We start from the raw sequence: 21,632 nt of genomic DNA on the forward strand, positions 1-21,632 counted from the left end.
TATCTCAAAGCTGCTAGATGGATTTTGATATTGCCTGCCAGACTTAACTTATTTTCAAAGGAGTATGACCATGAGTGATAAAAAATGTCCCTACGCACCGACCCAATTAACCATGGGTAATGGCGCACCAGTTGCTGACAATCAGAACAGTTTGACCGCGGGTACGCGTGGTCCATTATTAGCACAAGATATTTGGCTCAATGAAAAGTTAGGAAATTTCGTTCGCGAAGTGATTCCAGAACGCCGCATGCATGCCAAAGGTTCTGGCGCATTTGGTACCTTTACCGTCACCAATGACATTACCAAATATACCCGCGCTGCTATCTTTAGCGAAGTCGGTAAGCAAACTGAAATGTTTGCACGTTTTAGTACGGTGGCAGGCGAGCGCGGCGCGGCCGATGCAGAGCGTGATATTCGCGGCTTTGCCCTAAAGTTTTATACCGAAGAAGGCAACTGGGATATGGTGGGCAACAATACCCCCGTATTCTTCTTACGTGACCCGCGTAAGTTTCCGGATTTAAACAAAGCCGTTAAACGTGATCCACGTACCAATATGCGCTCAGCGACCAATAACTGGGACTTTTGGACCTTGCTGCCTGAAGCTTTCCATCAGGTTACCATCGTGATGAGTGATCGCGGTCTTCCAGCGTCGTATAGACATATGCATGGTTTTGGCTCGCATACCTACAGCTTTTGGAATGAAGCCAATGAGCGTTTTTGGGTCAAATTCCATTTCCGTACTCAACAAGGTATCAAAAACTTAACCGATGCTGAAGCGTCAGATTTGGTCGGTATGGATCGCGAAAGCCATCAAAAAGATTTGTACAATGCCATCGAAAATGGCGATTTTCCGAAATGGAAAATGTATGTACAAATCATGCCAGAAGCTGAAGCGGATACCGTTCCTTATCATCCGTTTGACTTGACTAAGGTGTGGCCAAAAGGTGACTATCCGCTGATTGAAGTGGGTGAGTTTGAATTAAACAAAAACTCTGATAACTACTTTGTCGATGTTGAGCAAGCGGCTTTTGCTCCGAGTAACTTAGTGCCAGGTATTAGCGTATCACCCGATAAGATGCTACAAAACCGCTTGGTAAATTATGCCGATGCTCAGCGCTATCGTGTTGGCGTCAATCATCAGCAGATTCCAGTGAATAAGCCACGTTGCCCGGTGATGAGCAATCATCGTGATGGTTTAGGACGCGTCGATGACAACTACGGTGGTCGCCCGCATTATGAGCCGAATAGCTTTAGCCAGTGGCAAGAGCAGCCTGACTATGCTGAGCCGCCATTAAAGATTAATGGTGATGCCGCACATTATGATTTCCGTGAAGACGACAGCGACTATTTCAGTCAGCCCCGAGCGCTCTTTAATTTAATGAGTGCTGAGCAAAAGCAGGTACTGTTTGAAAATACCGCAAGAAATTTGACGGGTGTGCCTGACTTCATTCAGTACCGCCATATTCGTAACTGCAACTGGTGTGACCCTGCTTATGGGGAAGGCGTGGCCACAGCGTTAGGTTTAAGCGTTGAAGAGGCGATGGCAGCCCGTGATTCAGATCCTGCCCGTCATCTGCCTAGCTGCTTATAGTAGATAAGCTTTATGCATAAGCAGTTAATCAGTTAATCAGTTAATTGTTATTATAATGGTGCCGCCTTAGGAAGCTAAGGCGGTTTTTTTATCGCTAATAACTTTTTTTGGCTCGTTTGAGCTTGAAATTTTTACCTATGCCCATATCTGATTAACCAGCCTAACAGTATTTACAGCGCAGTCTCATCAACCAGATTCGCTAAACTGCTAGTATTTGAAAATTTGTGATTAATCTGCTGGCAACAGCATCTTTGGTAACAATAATAGGAGTTTTTATGAGTGAACAGACCCAAGCGGACAATAAAAACGCTGATAAACTTGATACTAATAATCCCGATACTAATAACCTCAATGCCAATAACCTCAATGCCAATAACAGTACTGCGAATGAAAGCAGTCCTGAATTAAAAAAACATACCTTTGAAGCGGAAGTGGCGCAACTACTGCATTTAGTGACGCATTCACTATATTCTAACGCCGATATCTTTGTGCGTGAGTTGGTCTCAAACGCCTCTGACGCCTGCGATAAATTGCGCTTTGAAGCAACCAATGATGACAGTTTATATGAAGATGATGGCGAGTTAAAAATCCGTATTAATGTTGATGAAGATGCCAAAACTATTACCTTTATCGATAATGGTATTGGCATGAATGAAGCGGATGCTATCGAAAACTTAGGAACGATTGCCAAATCAGGTACCAAAGCTTTCCTAGATAAATTGTCTGAGTCGCAAAAGCAAGATGGTCAATTAATCGGACAGTTTGGTGTTGGTTTTTACTCAGGCTTTATCGTTGCTGATACCATTAGTGTGGAATCACGCAAAGCAGGCGAGACTGCCGATCAAGGCGTGCGCTGGGTATCAGATGGCACGGGTAGCTTTACTGTTGAGCCTATCACCAAAGAAACACGCGGCACCGCCATTACTTTGCACCTAAAAGAAGAGTATTCTGAAGGCGAAGACAGTTATCTAGACCGTGGCAAAATCAAGCGTTTGGTCAATAAATACTCAGACCATATCAGTCTACCGATTCAAATGCGTAAAGAAGTCTGGCAAGAAGACGAAGTTGAAGAGGGCGACGACGCTCCAGCTAATGGACAAATGGTACTGACCGATGAATGGGAAACCATTAACAAAGCCAGTGCGCTTTGGACACGCTCAGCGTCTGAGATTGAAGATGATGAGTATGTCGATTTTTATAAAAACATCACTTATGACATGGATGCGCCGCTGACATGGACACACAACCGTGTTGAAGGTCGTGTACAGTATACGCAGCTATTGTATATTCCTAAAAAAGCGCCAGTAGACTTATACACACGTGAGCAGCAGCATGGTCTTAAGCTATACGTTAAGCGCGTCTTTATCATGGATGAGGCTGAACAGTTGCTACCGATGTACCTACGTTTTGTAAAAGGGGTTATTGATTCAGCGGACTTACCACTCAACGTCAGCCGCGAAATCTTGCAAGAATCGCGTGATGTGAAATCTATCCGTGATGGTAATGCCCGTCGTATTTTGACCTTGCTTGCAAGCCTTGCCAATAGCGAAGACAGTGATAAACAAGAAAAATTTGCGCAGTTCTACGCCGAGTTTGGTGATGTTATCAAAGAAGGTCTGGGTGAAGACATGGGCAATCAAGAGCGTATTGCCAAATTGCTGCGTTATGCCACTAGTACGAACGATAAGGTCGAGACCAGCTTTGAAGATTATAAAGGTCGTATGAAAGAAGGTCAAAAAGCCATCTATTATCTAACGGCTGATAATTTGGCGGCGGCAAAGAACAGCCCGCAACTTGAGCTGTTTAAGAAAAAAGGCATCGAAGTTATCTTGATGACCAGCCGTGTCGATGAATGGGCGATGAATTTCTTAACCTCATTTGATGGTACACCGCTGCAAAACATCGCCAAAGGTGCGGTTGATTTGGGCGACTTGCAGGATGAAGCTGAAAAGGCTGAAGCTGAAAAAGCACAAGAAACCATGAAGCCAGTCGTTGATAAATTAAAAACGGCATTAGGCGAGCGTGCTAAAGATGTCAAGGTTTCAACACGTTTGGTTGATAGCCCAGCATGTTTAGTAGTGGATGAGGGTGAGCTATCGCCACAGATGATTCAAATGCTGAAGCAAATGGGGCAGGACGTACCAGAGAGCAAGCCAACGCTTGAAGTTAACCCTGACCATCCACTGATTAAAAAGCTTGAGAGTAGCGAGCAGTCTGCTGAGGATTTTGATAAATTAGCTCAAGTGATTTTTGACCAAGCTTTGTTAGCAGATGGCGGTCAGTTAGATGATCCTGCTGCCTATCTCAAACGTGTTAACGAGCTATTAATGAGATAATGTTTAGTGTTTGATATAAAAGGAGGTCTTGAGTCTAAGGCCTCCTTTTTTTAATGAGTTTTTTAGGCGAATTTTACAATTCAGCCTTATGTTCTTGACCGACAATCCGTTACAATCGCGATAGATTAGCGAGCCAAACGATTTTGTTGGGTTTTTCGCGTCTTATACCTATTTTATCGTAAATCAGATATGAAATTGCTGTCGATATGACCTATGAAAATGTAGGATGGTTATATTAAACATCCTATTAAAAGGCACTCACAGCAAAATACGTTATCATTGAGTTGCGTTATTTCTCTCGACTGGCTAGAGGTCTAAGTCTTTGTCACTTGCGTCGTTAAAAACTGTCTCACTTCAGCGCTTTTCGCTCAATTTCGCTGCCAATATTATTGCAACTTTATGGATGCTAGTAGGATCAACACGTGCTTTTTCTTGGGTAAAACCCACCTTTATTCAGTTCGCGGTCTTTGCTTTATTAGCGCTAGGTAGCAATGTGCTTTTCTCGTGGCTGGCGGCAGAAAATGGCAGCGCCTTTAATGAGCAAGGGTTGGTCAGCTATTTAATTTGGCCGATGATTATTCTGTTGGGCGGTATCATTTTGGCACGTCGCGCGGGTAATCAAGCGCTGGTTTTTGTGCCTGTAATACTGTGGTTAGTTGCCGATACCTTATCTGCGCTACTTCAAAGCCTCGTGCAGTTTTTTGGCAGCTATGGCTGGCTACCGAGCTGGAGTTATTCACTATTACCTATATTGTTTTTAGTGCTGTTTTTATGGCAGACGTTGGCTTTGTTATGGATTTTCTCCCGTCGCTTGCGCGTCCCTTGGTGGGAGCGCATTATCGTTATAATAGGGGCAGTGGCATTATTAACCATTTGGCAGCGCAATGTCGCTGACCAGCCGATATTTAAGCAAATTCCTGTTGAGCCAGTATTAGAAGAAGCGGCGTTGTATGAGCAGCCAAAATTGCTGCAGCAAGCCTTAGACCGTATTGATCCTAGTGTGCCAGGTAAAAGCGACTGGTACTTTATGGGGGTGGCAGGCTTTTCAGATCAAAACGTCTTTCGCTCTGAGATTAATAAAGTACGTGAGCTGTTTGATGTACGCTTTGGTACAAGCGGGCACTCACTGGCATTGATCAATAATAATTACACTTGGTTGGACGAGCCGATCGCGACTAAGACCAGTATATTGCGTGGCCTAAAAACTATCGGTCAGCAGATGAGTGCCGATGAAGATGTGCTGTTTCTAACGTTATCGTCGCATGGTGATCAGAATTTTATCCATCTGTCTAATCCACCACTATCTATGGACAATTTGGACGCAACTTGGCTGCGTGAGGCGTTGGATGCTTCCGGTATTCGCTGGCGAGTGATTGTGGTATCCGCTTGCTATTCAGGCTCATTTATCGATGAATTGGCGTCTCCAACGACGGTGGTGATTACCGCATCAGCTGCTGATAAGATGTCATTTGGCTGTACCAATACCGCTGAGATGACCTATTTTGGACAAGCCTTCTTTGCTGAAAGTTTGCGTGAAAACACCAGTTTTTCTGACGCCTTCAAAGACGCCGCTTACCGCGTACAAGAGCGAGAGCTCTACATGGGTTTTGAGCCATCAGAGCCGCAAATGGTCATTGGTAGCTTAATGGAAACCGCCTTACCTGCATTTGAGCAAGTGTTGTTTGATAAAACACAACCGTCGCTTGCTAGAATGACGGATAGCACCAACGCTGATATTGATTCAACCTTGCCGGTAAATATTATTGCTGCTCCTATTGATTAAACATTAATTTGCTAAGAGCCGGTCTTTAAAAGCTAATTGTTAAAAGCCCATTGTTAAAAGCTAAGTGCTTTCTAAATTTTAACAATGGCATATTTGTCTTAATGACTATTTATGACTAATTATTGATCATCTCTCAACGCTTATTTTATCTTGGATAAAAAAGGATGTTACTTATGAATAATTCTTATAAACACAGCTTATCTATCAACTCAAAGATTACCCAGATCAGTGTCAATCGCTGCTTTGATGGAGAGCAGCATTACTATAGCCACCAATCAACGTCGACCAAAACGCCGATGACTTTTAGTATTTATCTGCCGGATGAGGCGCTTACTGGTCGTCGCTGTCCAGCGGTTTTGTATCTATCAGGCTTGACCTGTAATGCTGATAACGTCACTCATAAAGCGCATTTTCAACAAAAATGTAGCGAGCTTGGCATGATTTTTATTGCGCCCGATACCTCTCCTAGAAGTAGTGAAGGTCACGATGTAGCAAATGATGAGCGTTATTTTGTCGGGCAGGGCGCAAGTTACTATGTGGACGCGACGCAAGCACCTTGGGCAGACAACTTTAATATGCAAAGCTATATCGTTGATGAATTATACGATTTACTGCGCTCTGAGTTTCCGATTGACAGTATTGGTATCACTGGGCACTCGATGGGCGGTCATGGTGCGTTACTATTGGGCTTTAAATTCCCAAGTAAGTTTGTTAGTGTCTCCGCCTTAGCACCTATTTGCGCAGCCAGTGAGTCAGCGTGGGGGCAAGCCGCTTATACAGAATACTTTGGTGATGATAAATCACAATGGGCACAAGCAGATGCTTCACAGATGATTGTAGAAGTCGGGCAGCAGTATGCCAGTATTTTGGTCGACCAAGGTGCGGCGGATAACTTCTTAGCAGAAGGGCAGTTGCAAACGGCTAAACTACAAGAGGCTTGTAATAAGGCGCAGCAGCCACTGACGTTACGCTATCAAGCAGGTCACGACCACAGTTATTATTTTATCCAGACGGTGATTAATGAGCATATTGAACATCACTGGCGCATGGCGCAGATGAGCTAAGTAGGCTATATAAATAGACAGCTTGATAGATAGATAAGCGGACAGCCCGTTATATAACTTGACAGACGGTTACGCTGATTGTTTAATCAAGCGCATTTATTGGTATAAAATAGAGCTTGGTTGCGTACATGCTAGGTATCTTTAAACATAAGGTTTTATGATGAATAATCGGATAGCATCGGCAAGTGCAGGTTTAAATAACAAATTGCAAACCGCTGAATCATCGCTTATGGCTATGCAAGTGGACATGGCTGCTGCTGTAAAGAATAAGCAGAAAGACAGTATTGTGCAAAAGAACAATCTAAAGTCAGAGGCTATTAACGTAAAATTATCTTGTGCAACGGCTCCTAAAGAACTCGATGCTGTGCAACTATCACGCGTGATAGAGATGGCGTGGGAAGATAGGACGCCGTTTGAAGCGATAGAGCATAGCTACGGTCTCGATGAAACTGGCGTTATCAAGTTGATGCGTCAAGAACTAAAGCCGTCATCCTTTCGCTTATGGCGTCAGCGTGTCACCAATCGTGCAACTAAGCATCAAGCCAAGCGCCCGTTTGATATCGGTCGCGCTTATTGTAAAACCCAATATAAGCCACGTTAGTTAGCTATTTATTACTATTCATTTAATAGCCAGTTATTTAACTACCAAAAATATTTTTTATTAAACTTTTATACGAACCTCAATTAGGTAGCTCAATTATGATCAGTCCCTCTAAACCGTATCTAATCGCTCCTTCTATTTTATCTGCTGATTTTGCCAAACTGGGTGAAGAAGTAGAGCGTGTCTTAGAATCGGGTGCTGATGTCATCCATTTTGACGTAATGGACAACCATTATGTGCCCAATCTGACTTTTGGTAGCATGATATGTAAGGCGCTACGCGACTATGGTATTGAGGCACCTATTGATGTACACCTCATGGTCAGCCCAGTCGATAATATGATTGAGCAGTTCTTAGAGGCCGGTGCGAGTATTATTACTTTTCATCCAGAGGCCAGTGCGCATATTGATCGCTCTTTGCAGCTTATTAAAGATGGTGGGGCTGAATGCGGGTTGGTATTAAATCCAGCAACGCCACTACATTATTTGGACTATGTCATGGATAAGGTCGATCAAATCTTACTCATGAGTGTCAACCCTGGTTATGGTGGCCAGTCCTTTATTGAGGGCACTTTAGACAAGGTTCGCCAAGTCCGTCAACGTATCATTACCAGTGGTCGTGATATCAGATTGGAAGTAGATGGCGGCATCAAAGCCAGTAATATCCGTGCCATTGCTGAAGCAGGTGCGGATATGTTTGTCGCCGGTTCCGCTATCTTTAACCAAGAAGATTATAAAGCGGCTATCGATGCCATGCGCGCAGAGCTAGCCTTGGCAAATGGGGAGTAACGCCCCATATAGTAAGTTATATACTATTAAATATTAGAGTTACATAATACTGATAGCCGCTGTATGACTGATTATATTAAGCGAAGCGTCAGCTAAAGGTGCTATATGAATATACAAAATGCAGAACATAAAAACCAAGATTTGGAACCACGTAGCTTAGTACCTAAAAGCATTACCATTGGCTTGGCTATGTTTGCGCTTGTCTTAAGCTTGGCAGGCTATGGCTTTCGTCTGATGGTAGGTGATGATACCGGTGAGGTATTACGTCATGCTGCGGTCATCGTGCCTGCATTTATGCTCGGTATTCCGCTGTTGTTCTGGATAGGTTCACGCATATTTAACAAGGTTAAAGGCACGCATATAGAAAGCTGGAATGCCATTAGCTTGGGCTATTTAACCTCTTGTATATCGATGCTTTGGTTAATGGGTACTTATAGTTAATGCAATAGTTAATATAAGCGCTTCATCATACTGACCTTTTTATGATTTAAAACCTCGCATTTATTATATTCATTGATCTCTACTCATTAATAAGTCGCGCTTTACGGCGTGACTGGACACTTGCTAGTATGGCCATATCTTCAAAGAAAATCACCGACATCATCTTTCCAAAAGACCTACCAAACAGTTTATTTATCGCCCTGATTATTGCCTGTTTGCTGTTAGGGTTGTCTTACCTGCGTCATGGTACAGGGCTGCAGGGTTGGCTGCATGTCTTTGAAAACTGGCTACTTATGCTGCTAATCATTCCGACCGCTACTGCTACCGTTGCCTTACCATTTAAATATCGTGACCCTACGCTTGAGCTTAAGCTGACCTATTATCTTGGTATGTTTGTCGCTTTCCTATTTACTTTGGCAAAATTGCGCTATTGGCGTTAATCATCAATTTTTGGCGCATGAGCACCGATAAAGGCACGGATAAAGTGCATTTGTGCAAAAGACTTATACGTCAGCCCTTGAATTGTAGGCTCAAAGCGTCCATTGTATGACTAAGATAGTTTTGCCCGCATGACTGTAAGACGAGCGCTTTAATGAATGGGATAACCGCATTTTTACAGGTGTAAAACGGGATAATAAGGAATAAATGAATGCCATACGATATTGATAATGACATAGAAGTAGATAGTGACAGTAGCGATCAGTTTGCAGGATTCGCTAAAGAGGCCACTCTTGAGCTCGTAGAAGCAGAGGATGGTAGATTGCTATTACGTGACGCTGAACAAGATGAAGCGCCATTGATGACCATTGATTTTTCTGAAAAGCTCAAAGAGATACTCGGCAGTGATACCCAAGCGATTGGTCAGCATATGATTCATGCCGCTATTCAAGTAATCATGCAAAAGCAAATGAGCCAGTGGCATGCGCATGTCTATGATAAAGAGCCGACGCACTATAGCTAATTGGTCTGCACATTTTTCGTGGTAAAAATGCGAGTAATATATCACTAAACCAGTAGCAGTTTAAAACGAATAGATGGTCAAAGAATCGACAATAAAAAAGGGTTTATCATTTGATAAACCCTTTTTTGTTATTCAAATAGCTTAATTTATAGGAAAGTATTTTATAAAAAACACATTCTATAAAATTATAGCAATTATTTGATTTTAGCTTCTTTAAAGATCACGTGCTGGCGTACTTTTGGATCAAACTTTTTGATTTCCATTTTACCAGGCATAGTGCGCTTGTTTTTGGTAGTGGTATAGTAATACCCAGTACCAGCGGTTGATACTAATTTAATTTTATCTCTCATGATAGCTTTCCTGTAAATGAGCGGTCTTCAAACGATGGGTATGGGTCTAAAGTATTAAGTCACTAACGATGTTGGCTTTATCGGCTCATCAGTCGTTAGCGTCAGAACAGCCTAAATAACGACAATCATCGCTAAGGTAGGCTGCCAGTTTCTACTTAAACTTTTTGACCTTGTGCGCGTAGATCCGCTAACACTTTGTCGATACCAAGTTTGTCAATAGTGCGCATACCTTTGGTAGACACACGTAGACGTACAAAACGATTTTCAGACTCTACCCAAAAACGATGGTTATGAAGGTTTGGTAGAAAGCGACGACGGGTTTTGTTGTTTGCGTGCGAAACATTATTACCCACCATAGGGCGCTTTCCAGTCACTTGGCAAACTCTAGACATGGCGAACTCCTAATCTATGAGGTATGAGGGATTCTCATACCAGTCTGGGCAAGTTGCACGTTTTTGCGGCATGGACACAGCAAGCGGCAGCTTTGCACCAAACAAAACTATTATGAAGGTTGAGCTGATATTACTGTCATCTAAAGGCAAATAACAGGCAAACCAATTCAGAAAATTTTAAAGCCGACATTTATACCATAAAAGTAAAGAATACTCAAATACTTTTATAATAATCACCGCTTTAAACGACAGCTATTATACCCTGAAATGAGAAGGCTATGTGATTGATTATTTAATAGCAAAGATTCATTTTTTAGTTGTAAGTTATAACAAAAGTCAGTAAAGTTGCCGTTATATATTTAATACAATCTGTTAATATAACTGTTATTATTGTAAGTCTATGTATCATTAATAGGCAAATATGAAGCCATCTAATGATTGTGTATATTTACTAAAATAAATTGCGACCGCTGCGGAGTTCAAAAATGTCATATAGCTCACTACCACTGACTTCTAATTTATTTCAACTCACCTTTTTGACTTGTGCGCTAGCATTGGCAGGTTGTGGAGGAGGCGATGGAGACACAGTGGATTCGATTGCACCAAAGCCTGATATTGGTGTAAACGTAGGTGGTAATGGCAATGGGGGACCAGTCATACCGGTAAGTGAGGTTAACATTACACCTGTTACTTTATTAGATAATAACGGAAATCCAACTCGTATTGTTTCTACTTCTTCTGCGACTGCTAAGGTGACAGTTACAGATGCTAAAGGAAATGGAATCAGCGGGGCATTAGTAACCTTTACTGGCTCAGGTGTTAAGTTCGGCACTTCTAATGGTGCAGTCCTCACTAATGGTGATGGTGTAGCAACTACTTCTTTAGTGCCTTTATCTGCTGATGATACAGGAAGCTATAGCTTATCTGCTACAGCTAATTATAATGATATTAGTGCCACAGCTGCACAGTATAACTATTCACTACAGCCAGTTAGTATAGCGTTAATGAATCTAACATCTGGTGAAAGTACACTAGAGTCAGGTGCATCTACTATTGTTACGCTACAAACTAGAGATACAGGCAACAATCAATTTCAAAATGACGTAACAGTTAATTTTTCTGCGACCTGTGGCTCGTTCGAAACGGCTAGTGTCACTTCATCAAACCAAGGCAATGTTAACTCAACTTATAAGGCCATTGATGGTAATGGTAATTTATGTGAAGGTAGACAAACTATTACTGCCTCGACTGCTAACAGTACCACTCCGTCTCGTAGTATCATTATAAATATTAGACCCATTGCAGCAAGCTCTATTGTCTATACGACAAATAAAGAAGTCATATTAGGCGCTAAAAATAGTGGTTCATCATCATCAGGCGAAATTGAGTTTACTGTCTATGCGAATGGTGTTCCAGCATCAAATCAGCAAGTAGAGCTTAGTTTAGTCAAGTCTCCTAGTGATTTTAAATTTATATCACAAAATAACCGTAGTACTCAAACAGTAAAGAGTGATGCTTCAGGAAAAGTAACTATAAATCTATATCCAGGTAATATACCTGGACCAGTAGAGATAAGTGCAGCACTAACTGCCAATAAGAATATTTTTGCTTTTGCAAAAAATATTGCCGTTGCTACCGGTAGACCTAGTCAAAGTGGAATTACCTTAGCAATAGGTAAAAACGTATTAGTAGATAATTTTATTGATTCTACATCTGTTTCTGCTTACCTAACGGATCGTCAAGGCAACTTTGTGCCTGACGGTACTGTAGTAAGTTTTGTGACTGAAGGTGGTACTATTAGTCCAAACTGTTCGACCGTGGGTGGTAACTGCTCAGTGACTTTTACTTCTCAGAATCCAAGACCTGCAAACGGGCGGGTTAGTGTGATCGCTTATGTCGAAGGGGATAAAGATTATTCTGATCTAGATGGCGATAATGTCTATACAGCAGGCGTAGATAAGCTGTTAGACAACATTGGCTACTTCTTCCGTGATGATAATGAAGATTTAAAATTCAATCCAGGTGAGTTTGTCTATAAAAGAGGAGAGTCTCCAGCAAGCGTTAAAGCAGCAGCTTGTGCGGCTAGTACCTTATCTCAGCCTAATTTGCCAAACTTCATTTTGAAAGGAAGCAAAATTGAGACTGAATGTAATGATTCTTTAGCCACAGTAATACGCAAACAATTTATTATGGGTTTTGCCAACGATACGCCTACCATGACTAATTATGACCTGAATTCTGAGTCAGGAATTATATCTTTTGAAATATATGGGAACAGTATGAAGACAGTCCCTATGCCTTCTGGTACGACTTTCAGTCTGCAAGCTAAAGACAATACTAAAAATGAAATGACTTGTGAGCCTGAAATTTTCGATGGTAATCTTACTTTGCCTGGTGTAATGCCTTTGAGTCAAGTTAATGGTACTACCAATCAGAACTTCTTTGCAGGAACTGATATTGTTCGTTACGGAGTATCTACATCAGGTTGTGCGAATGGAGATGAGATTAAACTAACAGTTACAACGCCAGCGCCGTCTTCAAAAACTACGACCTTTCCTGTTCTCTAATTATTGAATTCTATTGAAACGAAACCCCCAACCCTGCGTTGGGGGTTTCGTATTTATAATCTCAATAATTAAATACAAGCAACTCAATCAGCAAAGTTTTGCAAAAGCGATTAGAATAGTCTGTTTCCTATGCTGCTAATCATGTTCAAGATAAGCAGTAAGTTTCATTTTTTAATTGGGCGTATTATGTCAGACACTGCAACGATTACTTCACCGAAAAAACTCTCTCATAAAGTATCTAATAACTCGTCTAGTCAGATGGCAATTGATACCGCGACGTTATTGATTAAATGCCGCGATCAAGCCGGTATCGTACAAGCCGTATCCGAGTTTATTCATCGTTATGGCGGCAATATTATTACTCTTGATCAATATTCAACGGCTCATGAAGGTGGCCAATACTTTATGCGTTTAGAGTTTGCTTTAGCAGGCTTGAGCGAGATTATGGATAATTTTGAAGCCAGCTTTGGGCATACGGTGGCTAAGCGCCATAATATGGCGTGGCGCTTACATAACAATGCGATTAAAACAAAGATTGGCATCTTAGTATCAAAGTTCGATCATGCCTTATTAGATTTATTATGGCGGCATCAGCGCGGATTATTGGATTGCGAGATTACGTCTGTCGTCAGTAACCATGAAGATTTGCGCCAAGCGGTAGAAAACTTTGGTATTACCTTCCATTATGTTCCAGTCACTAAGGATAATAAAGCCGAGGCGGAAGAGCAGATTCATACGTTGATGGCAGGTAATGATTTGCTGGTATTGGCGCGTTATATGCAGATATTATCGTCTGATTTTGTTAAGCGTTGGCCGATGCAAATTATCAATATTCACCATTCATTTTTGCCCGCATTTGTCGGTGCCGACCCTTATCGTCAGGCTTATGATAAAGGCGTCAAGCTCATTGGGGCGACCGCGCATTATGTCACAGCCGAGCTTGATCAAGGGCCTATCATTGAGCAAGACGTCCATCGTGTTACTCATCGTCAGGGTGTGACCGAATTACGTGCTATCGGCCGTGATATCGAACGTAATGTCTTGGCACGCGCGGTGAATTGGCATGTACAAAATCGCGTGATTGTGGCGGGTAATAAAACCGTGGTTTTTAATTAGCTTTTTATTACAGCGATTTTACATTGAGAAGAAAGCATATAAAAAATATTCAATAAAAAAGGCCGCGAGTATTGTCATTTAATACACGCGGCCTTTTTTCATCATATTACTGCTGCAAAATTGGTCTTATAACAGCATCTCTAACACAAACTTACTACCGACAAAGCCAATCGCCAATAAAATAAACGCATAAATGGTCATGTTGGCAGCGCGTTTGCCACGCCAACCAGCACGCCAGTTGCCTAGTAATAGCGTGCCAAATAGTAGCCAAGATAGGACGCTAAAGACGGTTTTATGGGCAAGGTGCTGCGCCATTAAGTCTTCTACATAAACAAAACCAATCCCTAGCGCGATACTGAGCAAGACAAAGCCGACCAGTAGCATATCGAATAATAGACTTTCCATGCTTTGCAAAGAAGGCAGCTTATTGACCCAAAAGCGATGAATCGATTGATGCTTCAGCTCTCGTATTTGTAGGCGTAAAAATAGCGCTTGTACCGCTGCCATCAGCAGCACACAATAGGCGGCAAGCGATAGCAGTATATGCGCTTCAAGCCCAACACTGATATCCATGATGGGACGATAAGGGGCGCGGCCAACATAACCGATAATCATCCCTATCAACGCCGTCGGTGCTGCTAAAATACCAAGACTGACGATAGGACGGTACAAACTAAAGATAACGTAGAAAAACAAGAAAAATAAACTGATCAGGCTAATGATGTTAAACAGATTGAAATTTAGTCCGTAAAGGGTAACCACATGCGGATAGAGCAGCGCCGCATGGGCCAGCATACCGATGACTAACAAACCTAGGCTCACGCCTTTGTGGATAGGTCTATCCTGAATCAGCGCCCAACCAATGTAGATGCCGACCAAAATATAAACCATGCCAGCGACTAAAAATGCAAGTTGCAAGATAAAAAACCTCATCTCATAATGCGCGTAAAATACGCGCTTAATTTAATGCTAAAGTGGTATTATTAGAATAATTACCCAATTTATCATAAAATGGCAATCAATTGAGCACCATCTTATGTATTCCTGATAAATGCTTGGCAATTGAGCTTGAATACCTGCCATCGCATACCCTAATAGTATTTATGCGCTCTTTAACTCGCGAAGCCCATCTCTATTAAGAGCTAAGTTTCAATATGAGACAGAGCTAAGTTTAATCAAGAATTATTTTAACTGAGAGTTATTTATGTTTGATACCTTAACAGAACGCTTATCGTCGAGCCTACGCAATATCGCAGGTACAGGGCAACTGACCGAAGATAATATTAAAGACACTTTACGCGAAGTGCGCATGGCGCTGTTAGAAGCCGATGTGGCATTGCCAGTTACTCGCGATTTTGTGAAGCGGGTAAAAGAGCAAGCACTTGGTGCTGAGGTGCTCAAAGAATTGGCGCCAGGACAGGCATTCGTCAAAATCGTCCATGACGAGCTGACCGAAATGATGGGCAGTGCCAATCAGCAGCTTGAGATGACGGGTAAGCCACCAGTTGTCTATCTGCTGGCAGGTTTACAAGGTGCGGGTAAAACCACCACCGCTGGTAAATTGGCAAAGTTCTTACAAGAGCGCCATAAGAAAAAAGTCATGCTGGTATCTGCTGACGTCTATCGTCCAGCAGCAATTGCCCAGCTCGAGCAAGTCGCTGGGCAAGTAAATGCCAAGTTCGTTAACTCAAGTAGCGACGAAAACCCGATTGATATTGCGCTACGTGCTATCGAAGAAGCTAAAATCCAGTATCAAGATATTTTGATTATTGATACAGCGGGTCGTTTGGCTATTGATGAAACCATGATGGATGAAATCAAAGCGTTAACCGCTGCGGTCAATCCTTCTGAGACCTTGTTTGTCGTTGATGCGATGACCGGTCAGGATGCGGCAAATACTGCCAAAGCCTTTAACGATGCGCTTCCATTAACGGGTGTAATTTTAACTAAAACCGACGGTGATGCTCGAGGCGGTGCGGCGCTTTCTGTACGCGCTATCACAGGTAAACCGATTAAATTCTTGGGTCGCGGCGAAAAACTAGACGCGTTAGAGCTGTTCCATCCTGAACGTATCGCCCAACGTATCCTTGGAATGGGTGATGTACTGAGCTTGGTTGAAGAAGTTGAGCAAAAAATCGACCGTGATAAAGCCGAAAAGATGGCGAAAAAGATGCAAAAGGGCGGCGAGTTCGACCTTGAAGATCTATTGACCCAGTTCCAGCAAATGAAAAGTATGGGCGGCATGGCAGGCTTCTTAGATAAGATGCCAGGTATGGGCGGCTCTGATATACAAAAAGCGGTCGAAGAAGCCAAGCCAGAAGAAAAAGTACGTGAGATGGAAGCATTGATTAATTCAATGACGCCATTTGAGCGCAAAAATCCTGACAAAATTAACCCAAGCCGTAAGCGCCGTATTGCTGCCGGTTCTGGGCGTGAGATTCAAGATGTCAACCGTTTGCTCAAACAGCATAAGCAAATGGCAAAAATGATGAAAATGATTTCTAAGCCTGAAGGCATCAGTAAAATGATGAAGTCGATGCAAGGATTGATGGGTGGCGGCGCTGGAGCAGGTGGCGGCGGTCCTTTATTCGGCGGTGGTCAGCAAGGCGGTGCCAAAGATGTGAATCCACAGCAAATGGCAAAGCAGATGGGACTCGATCCAAATGGTATGCCAAGCACTGAAGAGATGCAAAAACAGATGCAAGAGCTACAAAATCAAGCGCCAAAGAAGTTTAAAACACGCTTTTAATTGATAGCTGCTTAGATTGCTATAGTATTTACTTCTTAATGAAAGCCCCAAGGCTAAAATAGCTTTGGGGTTTTTTATGTCTGTCATGCTTAAATAAATTCTGATGGAATAAGTATGAAAATTTAGAAATTAATAAAATTTGCTTATCCTAAATGCTATGATAGGCGCTGTTTTATAATGCCAAGCGAATAAGCCGAGGTTGTGATGTTTTTAGCAATGGATACCGTGTTTGATCAGTGTTCGATCGCGATTTTAGATGCCAATGGTCAGGTGCTGTCGAGTCATACTGAGACGGGTAAACGCCAGCAGACCCAGCAAATCCTGCCGATGATTGATGCTGCATTGTCCGAGGCCAATCTGCGTCTTGCTGATATAAAAGCATTAATATTCAACCGTGGTCCTGGTGCATTTAGTGGTATACGAATCAATACGGCGGTGGTGCAAGCGCTATCTGTGGCACATGATATTCCTTGTGTGGGTGTCTCAAGCCTGCAAGCGATTGCCCAATGTGCGTATAAAAACTACGGCTTGACGCAAGTTTATAGCGCTCTTGATGCGCGTATGCAGCAAGTTTATTTTGGGCAGTACTCAATTTTAGGCGATGTAGCAGGCAATGCTATCATGCAGCCTGTATTGGCTAATGATAGCGATAGCACCGAGCAACTGCTTGATTATGATAGCCAAACAACGCTTAATCTGCCTATCGTCGGTAATGGCGCGGTGTTATTAAAAGCATATGACGGACAAGTATGCCATGAGGATGTTTGGCCGGATGCGGTAGTAATCGGACAACTGGGTATCGCACAGTTCATAAAATCTGGCGGTACCGATGCCGCCAATGCCTTACCAATATACTTGCGTAATCAAGCATGGAAAACGCTTAAAGAGCAAGGTAAAGGGTAGTTTAAGCTTTATGAAGTTAAAAATTCTTTTTAACGACTAAGTATCTAGCATCAATTATGCACAAACGATTATAAAAGCAACGATCATATAGGGCAGGCAATAGCGCTGTCTTTTAGGGAAGCAACTGTGGATATACTGTTATTAATCCAAGCGGTCATCATGGGTATCGTTGAAGGTATCACAGAGTTTTTACCCATCTCTAGTACGGGGTATTTAATTTTATCAGCCGACTTAATGAGTTTTTGGACCAAAGAAAAAGTTGATTTGTTTGTAGTGGTGGTGCAGTTTGGCGCCATCTTAGCGGTTATTTATGATTACTGGGGTCGACTATGGCAAGCGCTCATGGGGCTATTGACCGGTAAAGCGGAAGGAATGAGTAATCCAAGACAGCTTGGGCTTAGCTTAATTGTTGCGACTATTCCGGTGATGATTGTAGGTTTTACTTTTGCTGATGAAATTAAGGCGTATTTATTTAACCCTATCGTCGTGGCAATTATGCTGATTATCGGTGGTCTATTGATCTTCTATGTAGAGAATCGCCCTAAAACGATTATTGCGCAAGAAGCAGAAGACGTCAGTCTAAAAACCGCATTGATGATAGGTTTGATGCAATGTCTAGCCTTGATACCAGGAACGTCACGCTCCGGTGCGACTATTATTGGCGCACTATGGCTTGGCGTTTCACGCAAGGCTTCTGCGGAGTTTTCTTTCTTTTTGGGTATTCCAGTTATCGTAGGCGCGGCGTTATTAGATTTACTCAAGCATCATGATGTCTTGACCAGTAGCGAAGACTGGTTAGTGCTCGGTATTGGCACTGTGGTGTCATTTATCGTCGCTTTACTCTGTATTCGCTTATTGGTTGCTTGGGTCAGCCGTCGTGACTTTAAAATCTTTGCATGGCTACGTATTATCACTGGGGTGTTGGTACTAATTGCCGCTTGGGGTTTTGGCTATCAAATGGCAGGCTAGGAACGTTATGGTTTATGGCTTTGTGAGTCATCAAAGAGAGGGCAGTCATGAGCAGTTTGCAACCAGTATCTAGTAGCTTTACGCATTGCCAACTTGTCTACGTGAGTGAGTCACAGGACGCACAGGTTGAAAATCTGCAAGCACTAATAGCTGCCCATCAACTGCCCATTATTTTAAATTCTGAGTTGTTTACCGAAAAGCTCAGTCAAAAACGTCGCCAGCAATTAAGCCAGACAGCCACTCAATCTATCTTGCTGTTGGATGAAAAAAACAAGCTATCATGGCTGAGTGATGGGTTAAGCGTTGCACCAGAATGGGATAAGCTACAGCGCCGTGTAGTAAGTGCGGGACGCAAGTCTGAGCTGTTATTACAAGCTGCCAAAATTACATCGGGCAGCACAGTCATCGATGCGACCGCAGGCTTTGGGCACGACAGCCTAATATTAGCCAGTACCGGCGCACAGGTCATTATGCTTGAGCAGCAGCCGTTGATGGCGTTGTTATTGCTGGCAGAACAGCTGCGTATGAATGCGCTGCCAAATTGGCAAAAGCTGATGTCACGTTTGCAGATTATTAATACCGATGCGCTCAGTTACTTTGCAATGCTACAAGCTGAGGCGATAGATGACCCTAAAGCAATCGATGTGGTATATCTCGACCCTATGTTTCCAGAGGATAGCTACCAAGATAGCAAGACGGGTAAAGGCGCTAAAGTGGGTAAGCATATGCAAGCATTGCACCAGTTAGTATGTCCACCAACGCCAGAAGAAGAGATGCAGCTGCTGCAATCTGCGCAAGCAGTCGTCAGTCAAAGTGCCCAAACGTCTGGCCGCGTAATCGTCAAGCGTCCGCAGTTTGCGCCGCAACTTGCTCATCAATCAGCAAGTGAGAGCTGGCATAACGAAGCAGTACGCTTTGACGGTTATTTTGTTTGAAGGCTGTTATTCTAATAGGCGTTTTTTATAATAAGCAATGTATTTGGTGATTGAGCTTAGAATACACAGTTAGAAGTTTTATGTTTGCCAAGTTTGGATTTGTTGAATTTAGGAGCAGGGAATGTCAACGCTAATAATATGGATGATGGGTGCAGGTTTATTATTGATCAATATCGTTCTACGTACGCGAATATTAAGACTGGAAGCGCGTCTCAAAGAATTGAGCAATCCGCAAGAGCAATTGGCTTTTTTGCGTCAACAAACAGCGCAAAAAGATAAAGTTCCTGCCATAAAGGCTTTGCGTAAACAATATCCTGAGCTGTCGCTCATTGAGGCCAATAAATTGTGGCAACAAATCCAGTAGCTATTAAATTTATTAACCAATCAATCTAATAGCTGCCGAAAAAGCAGGTAAACAGATATCCAAAATATTCTATCAATGATAATTAAAATACCATGACATTTAACGACAAACTGCAAGCCTACCTGCAACTGACGCGCTTTGATAAGCCAGTAGGTATAGAGTTATTACTATGGCCAACACTGTGGGGCGTGATGCTGGCTGCCATGGGTCATGCGCAGCAGCAAGCGGCAAGTGCAGGTCTGCCAAGTCTCAAGATATTGCTGATATTTGCGTTGGGCGCGATTTTTATGCGGGCGGCGGGCTGTGCGATCAATGACTTTGCTGATCGCAAGGTTGATGGTCATGTCAGCCGCACCAAAGGACGCCCACTGGCAGACGGACGCTTGTCTGCTAAAGAAGCCATTGCGGCTTTTTTGGTATTGGTATTACTCAGTGCTGGTTTGCTGTTCTTTTTACCTGTTGTCGTCTTCTACTGGTCGCTTGGCGCCGTCATATTGGCGTTTATTTATCCATTCATGAAACGTTTTACCCATTTGCCGCAAGTGTTTTTAGCGGCAGCTTTTGGTTGGGCGATACCAATGGCATATGTCGCTATACAAGGCGCACCTGATATCTGGTGTTGGCTGTTGTTTATTGCTTATATGTGTTGGACAGTGGCTTATGATACCCAGTATGCCATGGCTGACCGTGAGGACGATTTAAAGATTGGGGTCAAATCAACGGCGATATTATTTGGTCGCTATGACGTGATTATCATCTCACTGCTACAAACCGTATTTTTACTTATTATGGGTGCGGTCATGTGGCATTATTTTGCGCCAACCAGTGTAGGTGTGATACCCGTATTTGGTTTGGCGCTAGTGGCGATGATGTTTGCTAAGCAAAACAGCGCTTGTGCCAGTCGTCATGCTATGGCCTGCTTTCAGGCATTTTTAGCCAATATATGGGTAGGGCGTTACGTCTTTGCTCTTATCGCAATCGCTTGTCTATGGACGACTTTTAATGGATAACTTTAAGAAGCTCTCAAAGTCAAAAGTGAAAAGGAGTGCGGATATTAATGCGCCAGTCATCGATTATCAAGCAAAGATGGCTGAGCATGGGCTAACTCGCGAGCAAGTCATTGCGACCGAGCGTAAATTGGCAAAGTTTGCCAATACCATGGATTCTCTTGTGCGGATTCCTTTTACCAAACAAGGCATGGGTGCCGATGCGGCGCTCTCAACCATTCCGCTGGCCGGAGATTTGGCAGGACTGGCTCTGACCAGTTATGCTTTTGTATTAGGTCGTCAGTTAGGCGTACCGGCGCATAAAATGACGCCAGCGGTTAGATTGGCACTGATTGATATGGTGGTTGGTATCGTCCCTGGGATTGGCACACTGCTCGATATTTTTATTCGTCCCAGTCGTAAGACATTGAGTATCGTACATGAGCATTTACACGATGAATACGGTATCACCGAAACCATGCATATGGATCGGCCGTTTTTGCATCAATCATTGGAAGATAAGCAGCAACAAAGCCGCTTTGCTTTCTTTTGGCGCAATCCTGTCGTTGCTTGGCTATATTTGCATATTCCTGATTTGTTGGGATTAGTCGTTATTGTAGTGATTGGTTGGGGCTTATGGGCGGCGATAAGCTGGCTAGTTAGTCTATTTGGCAAGACCACTGGCTTTGGCTAAAGACAAACCAAAGCAAAAAAGGCGGCAAGCATTAATAATATT

The 21,632-nt window shown here is 42.9% G+C and carries 21 protein-coding genes; 18 read left to right on the forward strand and 3 right to left on the reverse strand.

What is annotated here, in order from left to right; all coding sequences use genetic code 11:
* Positions 1-64 precede the first annotated feature (64 nt).
* From FQ084_RS00995 to FQ084_RS01035, 9 genes are all read left to right on the forward strand, one after another.
* Complete coding sequence (locus tag FQ084_RS00995) at positions 65-1,591, forward strand: catalase (protein ID WP_316619379.1); 1,527 nt, start codon at positions 65-67, stop codon at positions 1,589-1,591.
* A 275-nt stretch (positions 1,592-1,866) separates the two neighbouring features.
* Entirely contained in the window at positions 1,867-3,927 is a 2,061-nt protein-coding gene (gene htpG / locus FQ084_RS01000; protein WP_149488789.1) for a molecular chaperone HtpG, read from the forward strand.
* Between the two features lie 322 nt (positions 3,928-4,249).
* The gene (locus FQ084_RS01005; RefSeq protein WP_149488790.1) at positions 4,250-5,710 is read left to right on the forward strand and encodes a C13 family peptidase; all 1,461 of its coding nucleotides are present in this window, start codon (positions 4,250-4,252) and stop codon (positions 5,708-5,710) included.
* Between the two features lie 173 nt (positions 5,711-5,883).
* Positions 5,884-6,774, forward strand: coding sequence for an S-formylglutathione hydrolase (fghA, locus tag FQ084_RS01010; protein ID WP_149488791.1), 891 nt, complete (start codon positions 5,884-5,886; stop codon positions 6,772-6,774).
* A gap of 364 nt (positions 6,775-7,138) precedes the next feature.
* Entirely contained in the window at positions 7,139-7,375 is a 237-nt protein-coding gene (locus tag FQ084_RS13415) for a TIGR03643 family protein (protein ID WP_316619935.1), read from the forward strand.
* Between the two features lie 98 nt (positions 7,376-7,473).
* A complete protein-coding gene (gene rpe / locus FQ084_RS01020; RefSeq protein WP_149488792.1) occupies positions 7,474-8,163 on the forward strand; it encodes a ribulose-phosphate 3-epimerase in 690 nt (229 codons plus the stop codon).
* 105 nt (positions 8,164-8,268) lie between these two features.
* A complete protein-coding gene (locus FQ084_RS01025) occupies positions 8,269-8,604 on the forward strand; it encodes a hypothetical protein (protein ID WP_149488793.1) in 336 nt (111 codons plus the stop codon).
* A 128-nt stretch (positions 8,605-8,732) separates the two neighbouring features.
* On the forward strand, positions 8,733-9,044 hold the full coding sequence (locus FQ084_RS01030) for a hypothetical protein (protein WP_149488794.1): 312 nt from the start codon (positions 8,733-8,735) through the stop codon (positions 9,042-9,044).
* 209 nt (positions 9,045-9,253) lie between these two features.
* Positions 9,254-9,565: a hypothetical protein gene (locus FQ084_RS01035; RefSeq protein ID WP_149488795.1), complete on the forward strand. Its 312-nt coding sequence runs from the start codon at positions 9,254-9,256 to the stop codon at positions 9,563-9,565.
* A gap of 194 nt (positions 9,566-9,759) precedes the next feature.
* Here the strand turns inward: FQ084_RS01035 and rpmG are convergent, their stop codons facing one another.
* A complete protein-coding gene (gene rpmG, locus FQ084_RS01040) occupies positions 9,760-9,915 on the reverse strand; it encodes a 50S ribosomal protein L33 (RefSeq protein WP_010201403.1) in 156 nt (51 codons plus the stop codon).
* Between the two features lie 155 nt (positions 9,916-10,070).
* The gene (gene rpmB / locus FQ084_RS01045; protein WP_149488796.1) at positions 10,071-10,307 is read right to left on the reverse strand and encodes a 50S ribosomal protein L28; all 237 of its coding nucleotides are present in this window, start codon (positions 10,305-10,307) and stop codon (positions 10,071-10,073) included.
* 485 nt (positions 10,308-10,792) lie between these two features.
* Between rpmB and FQ084_RS01050 the strand changes: the two genes are divergently transcribed.
* Positions 10,793-12,874, forward strand: coding sequence for an Ig-like domain-containing protein (locus FQ084_RS01050; RefSeq protein WP_149488797.1), 2,082 nt, complete (start codon positions 10,793-10,795; stop codon positions 12,872-12,874).
* A 258-nt stretch (positions 12,875-13,132) separates the two neighbouring features.
* The gene (gene purU, locus FQ084_RS01055) at positions 13,133-13,990 is read left to right on the forward strand and encodes a formyltetrahydrofolate deformylase (protein ID WP_201609493.1); all 858 of its coding nucleotides are present in this window, start codon (positions 13,133-13,135) and stop codon (positions 13,988-13,990) included.
* Between the two features lie 126 nt (positions 13,991-14,116).
* On the opposite strand, the gene FQ084_RS01060 is transcribed toward purU, so the two are convergent.
* Positions 14,117-14,923 (reverse strand): inner membrane protein YpjD, encoded by an 807-nt coding sequence (locus FQ084_RS01060; RefSeq protein WP_149488799.1) that lies wholly within the window; start codon positions 14,921-14,923, stop codon positions 14,117-14,119.
* 271 nt (positions 14,924-15,194) lie between these two features.
* Here FQ084_RS01060 and ffh point away from each other — a divergent pair, with 271 nt between their 5' ends.
* The 7 genes from ffh to FQ084_RS01095 all read left to right on the forward strand — a co-directional run bounded on the left by ffh (position 15,195) and on the right by FQ084_RS01095 (position 21,590).
* Positions 15,195-16,739, forward strand: a complete 1,545-nt coding sequence (ffh, locus tag FQ084_RS01065) for a signal recognition particle protein (protein WP_149488800.1) — start codon at positions 15,195-15,197, stop codon at positions 16,737-16,739.
* A 204-nt stretch (positions 16,740-16,943) separates the two neighbouring features.
* The gene (gene tsaB / locus FQ084_RS01070; RefSeq protein ID WP_149489554.1) at positions 16,944-17,642 is read left to right on the forward strand and encodes a tRNA (adenosine(37)-N6)-threonylcarbamoyltransferase complex dimerization subunit type 1 TsaB; all 699 of its coding nucleotides are present in this window, start codon (positions 16,944-16,946) and stop codon (positions 17,640-17,642) included.
* Positions 17,643-17,768: 126 nt separating this feature from the next.
* A complete protein-coding gene (locus FQ084_RS01075) occupies positions 17,769-18,611 on the forward strand; it encodes an undecaprenyl-diphosphate phosphatase (protein ID WP_149488801.1) in 843 nt (280 codons plus the stop codon).
* 47 nt (positions 18,612-18,658) lie between these two features.
* Entirely contained in the window at positions 18,659-19,546 is an 888-nt protein-coding gene (locus FQ084_RS01080) for a class I SAM-dependent methyltransferase (protein WP_149488802.1), read from the forward strand.
* A gap of 121 nt (positions 19,547-19,667) precedes the next feature.
* Positions 19,668-19,910: a hypothetical protein gene (locus tag FQ084_RS01085; protein WP_149488803.1), complete on the forward strand. Its 243-nt coding sequence runs from the start codon at positions 19,668-19,670 to the stop codon at positions 19,908-19,910.
* Between the two features lie 92 nt (positions 19,911-20,002).
* The gene (gene ubiA / locus FQ084_RS01090) at positions 20,003-20,920 is read left to right on the forward strand and encodes a 4-hydroxybenzoate octaprenyltransferase (protein WP_149488804.1); all 918 of its coding nucleotides are present in this window, start codon (positions 20,003-20,005) and stop codon (positions 20,918-20,920) included.
* 76 nt (positions 20,921-20,996) lie between these two features.
* Complete coding sequence (locus FQ084_RS01095; RefSeq protein WP_410477324.1) at positions 20,997-21,590, forward strand: DUF4112 domain-containing protein; 594 nt, start codon at positions 20,997-20,999, stop codon at positions 21,588-21,590.
* Positions 21,591-21,632: the final 42 nt, after the last annotated feature.

The sequence above is a fragment of the Psychrobacter sp. ANT_WB68 genome (assembly GCF_008369115.1).
Lineage (GTDB): Bacteria > Pseudomonadota > Gammaproteobacteria > Pseudomonadales > Moraxellaceae > Psychrobacter.

Excerpts from the sequence above, each read along its gene's own strand:
- FQ084_RS01060 (WP_149488799.1), bottom strand. The coding sequence starts at position 14,923 with ATGAGGTTTTTTATCTTGCAACTTGCATTTTTAGTCGCTGGCATGGTT.
- htpG (WP_149488789.1), top strand. The coding sequence starts at position 1,867 with ATGAGTGAACAGACCCAAGCGGACAATAAAAACGCTGATAAACTTGAT.
- FQ084_RS01030 (WP_149488794.1), top strand. The coding sequence starts at position 8,733 with ATGGCCATATCTTCAAAGAAAATCACCGACATCATCTTTCCAAAAGAC.
- FQ084_RS01080 (WP_149488802.1), top strand. The coding sequence starts at position 18,659 with ATGAGCAGTTTGCAACCAGTATCTAGTAGCTTTACGCATTGCCAACTT.
- purU (WP_201609493.1), top strand. The coding sequence starts at position 13,133 with ATGGCAATTGATACCGCGACGTTATTGATTAAATGCCGCGATCAAGCC.
- ubiA (WP_149488804.1), top strand. The coding sequence starts at position 20,003 with ATGACATTTAACGACAAACTGCAAGCCTACCTGCAACTGACGCGCTTT.
- rpe (WP_149488792.1), top strand. The coding sequence starts at position 7,474 with ATGATCAGTCCCTCTAAACCGTATCTAATCGCTCCTTCTATTTTATCT.
- FQ084_RS01095 (WP_410477324.1), top strand. The coding sequence starts at position 20,997 with ATGGCTGAGCATGGGCTAACTCGCGAGCAAGTCATTGCGACCGAGCGT.
- ffh (WP_149488800.1), top strand. The coding sequence starts at position 15,195 with ATGTTTGATACCTTAACAGAACGCTTATCGTCGAGCCTACGCAATATC.
- fghA (WP_149488791.1), top strand. The coding sequence starts at position 5,884 with ATGAATAATTCTTATAAACACAGCTTATCTATCAACTCAAAGATTACC.
- FQ084_RS01050 (WP_149488797.1), top strand. The coding sequence starts at position 10,793 with ATGTCATATAGCTCACTACCACTGACTTCTAATTTATTTCAACTCACC.
- tsaB (WP_149489554.1), top strand. The coding sequence starts at position 16,944 with ATGTTTTTAGCAATGGATACCGTGTTTGATCAGTGTTCGATCGCGATT.
- FQ084_RS00995 (WP_316619379.1), top strand. The coding sequence starts at position 65 with ATGACCATGAGTGATAAAAAATGTCCCTACGCACCGACCCAATTAACC.
- FQ084_RS01035 (WP_149488795.1), top strand. The coding sequence starts at position 9,254 with ATGCCATACGATATTGATAATGACATAGAAGTAGATAGTGACAGTAGC.
- FQ084_RS01025 (WP_149488793.1), top strand. The coding sequence starts at position 8,269 with ATGAATATACAAAATGCAGAACATAAAAACCAAGATTTGGAACCACGT.
- rpmB (WP_149488796.1), bottom strand. The coding sequence starts at position 10,307 with ATGTCTAGAGTTTGCCAAGTGACTGGAAAGCGCCCTATGGTGGGTAAT.
- rpmG (WP_010201403.1), bottom strand. The coding sequence starts at position 9,915 with ATGAGAGATAAAATTAAATTAGTATCAACCGCTGGTACTGGGTATTAC.
- FQ084_RS01085 (WP_149488803.1), top strand. The coding sequence starts at position 19,668 with ATGTCAACGCTAATAATATGGATGATGGGTGCAGGTTTATTATTGATC.